The organism is uncultured Amaricoccus sp. (assembly GCF_937858865.1).
In the GTDB taxonomy this organism is placed as follows: Bacteria; Pseudomonadota; Alphaproteobacteria; order Rhodobacterales; family Rhodobacteraceae; genus Amaricoccus.
The window spans coordinates 1-2,490 of sequence record NZ_CALLYO010000447.1; the positions used below are offsets into that span (position 1 = coordinate 1).

Sequence of the window (2,490 nt, forward strand, 5' to 3'; positions counted from 1 at the left end):
TCTGCGCCGAGAACGCGGTCGACTTCGTGATGATCGGCCCCGAGGCACCGCTCGCCGAGGGCGTGGCCGACGCGCTACGCGCCGGCGGCGTCCTCACCCTCGGCCCGAGCCGGGCGGCGGCGCGGCTCGAGGCGTCGAAGGCCTTCACCAAGGAGATCTGCGCCGCCTGCGGCGCGCCGACCGCGGCGAGCCAGACCTTCACTGACCCCGAGGCGGCGCGGGCCTGGGTGGCGGCCGAGGGCGCGCCCATCGTCGTCAAGGCCGACGGGCTCGCCGCCGGCAAGGGGGTGACGGTAGCTGCGACCGTGGCCGAGGCCGAGGCGGCGCTCGACGCCATCTTCCGCGAGGGCCCCGGCGCGCGGGTGGTGATCGAGGAGTTCATGGAAGGCGAGGAGGCAAGCCTCTTCGTGCTGGCCGACGGCGAGGAGCTTCTCTTCCTCGGTTCGGCCCAGGACCACAAGCGGGCCTTCGACGGTGACGAAGGGCCGAACACCGGCGGTATGGGCGCCTATTCACCGGCGCCGGTGCTGACGCCCGAGCTCACCGAGGCGGCGATCACGCGCATCGTCCGCCCGACGCTGGCCGAGATGGTCCGCCGCGGCACGCCCTACCAAGGCGTCCTCTACGCCGGACTGATGATCGCGGACGGCGCGCCGCGGCTCGTCGAATACAACGTCCGCTTCGGCGACCCGGAGGCGCAGGTCCTTGCGCTGCGGCTCGGGGCGCAGCTCCTCGACGCCTGCCTCGCCTGCGCCGCGGGCGAGCTCGGCAGCGCGCGGGCGAATTTCGCCGACGACCACGCCCTGACCGTGGTGCTGGCGACGCGCGGCTATCCCGGCGCCTGCCCGCGCGGCGAGCGCGTCGGGCTGCCGGCCATCGCCGACCCCAGGGTGAAGATCTTCCACGCCGGCACGCGGCGGGTCGACGACCAGCTCGTCGCCGACGGCGGGCGGGTGCTGAACGCGACGGCCCGCGCTGCGACGCTGGCAGAGGCACGCCGCCTCGCCTATGCCGCCGCGGACGGCGTCGCCTGGCCGGGGGGCTTCTACCGCCGCGACATCGGCTGGCGCGCGCTCGCGCCGGCGGAGGCCTGAGGCCTTGCTCGACCAGGCCGAGATCCACCCGCTCTTCCACGGCGCGCCCGACTCGACCGAGTTCCGCAAGCTCAGGAAGCGGATCATCCGCCTGACGCGCGAGGCGATCGAGACCTACGGCATGGCGAGCGTCGGCGGGCGGTGGCTGGTCTGTCTTTCGGGCGGCAAGGACAGCTACACGCTGCTCGCCGCGCTGGTCGAGCTCCAGTGGCGCGGCCTCCTGCCGGCCGAGATTCTCGCCTGCAACCTCGACCAGGGGCAGCCGGGCTTTCCGGCGACGGTGCTGCCCGAGTTCCTCGCCCGCATGGGGGTGCCGCATCGGATCGAGTACCGCGACACCTATTCCATCGTCACGGAGAAGGTGGCCGAGGGCCGCACCTTCTGCGCCCTCTGCTCGCGCCTGCGCCGCGGGCACCTTTATCGCGTCGCCCGCGAGGAAGGCTGCTCGGCCATCGTGCTCGGCCACCATCAGGGGGACATCGTCGAGACGTTCCTGCTCAACCTCTTCTTCGGCGGCAAGCTCGCCGCCATGCCGCCCAAGCTCCTGAACGACGAGGGTGACCTCTACGTGCTCCGCCCGCTCGCCCACGTTGCCGAGGCCGACTGCGAACGCTTCGCCCGCGCGATGAACTACCCGATCATCCCGTGCGACCTCTGCGGCAGCCAGGACGGGCTGCAGCGGCTGCAGGTGAAGCGCATGGTCGACGAGTGGGAGAAAAAGAGCCCCGGCCGCCGGCAGATCCTCTTCCGCGCCCTCACCCAGGCCGTGCCGAGCCACCTGCTCGACCCTGCGCTCTTCGACTTCAAGAACCTCTGATCCCGGGTTCCGCGCCCGCCGCGGAACCCATCGGGGCTTTCCCCGCCATCCCGGCGGGTTGGGCGGAGATCCGCATCCGGCCGCCCGCCCGCGCCACCGCCGGCAGGGGGCCGGGGCCGCCCCTTTTACCTTGACCTTTCGACGCCGGGGCTGTTGAAGGCCCGTCAACCTTTGTCCGCAAAAGCCTGACCGGAGTCGTGCAATGGACGACCAGAGCCGGAACCTGATCCTGGCGACGGCGCTCAGCTTCCTCGTGTTGCTGGGCTGGTTCGTTCTCGGCCCGATTCTCTTCCCCGACGCCTTCCCGACCGAAGAGCCGGCGCCCGCCACCCAGACGGCGCCGGACGCCACCGTGCCGCCGGCCCCCGGCGCTGCGCCCGCGCCGGCGCCCGAGGCGGCTGCGGCCCCGCAGACCCGCGAGGCGGCGCTCGCAGCCTCCCCGCGCCTGCCGATCAGGACCGCGCGCGTCTCGGGCTCGCTCTCGCTCCTCGGCGCCCGCATCGACGACCTCTCGCTCAGCGACTATACCGTCACCGTCGAGCCCGGCTCGCCGACCGTCACGCTGCTCCAGCCGCCCGG

3 protein-coding genes are annotated in these 2,490 nt (G+C 72.9%); all 3 read left to right on the top strand.

Annotated features, from left to right (window positions below; all coding sequences use genetic code 11):
• A partial coding sequence (purD, locus tag Q0112_RS13150) for a phosphoribosylamine--glycine ligase (RefSeq protein WP_297976003.1) occupies nt 1-1,094 on the top strand: 1,094 nt, incomplete at its 5' end.
• A gap of 4 nt (nt 1,095-1,098) precedes the next feature.
• Nucleotides 1,099-1,911 (top strand): tRNA 2-thiocytidine(32) synthetase TtcA, encoded by an 813-nt coding sequence (gene ttcA, locus Q0112_RS13155; RefSeq protein WP_297976005.1) that lies wholly within the window; start codon nt 1,099-1,101, stop codon nt 1,909-1,911.
• Nucleotides 1,912-2,113: 202 nt separating this feature from the next.
• Nucleotides 2,114-2,490, top strand: a 377-nt coding sequence (gene yidC / locus Q0112_RS13160) for a membrane protein insertase YidC (RefSeq protein WP_297976006.1), incomplete at its 3' end; no start/stop codon positions are given.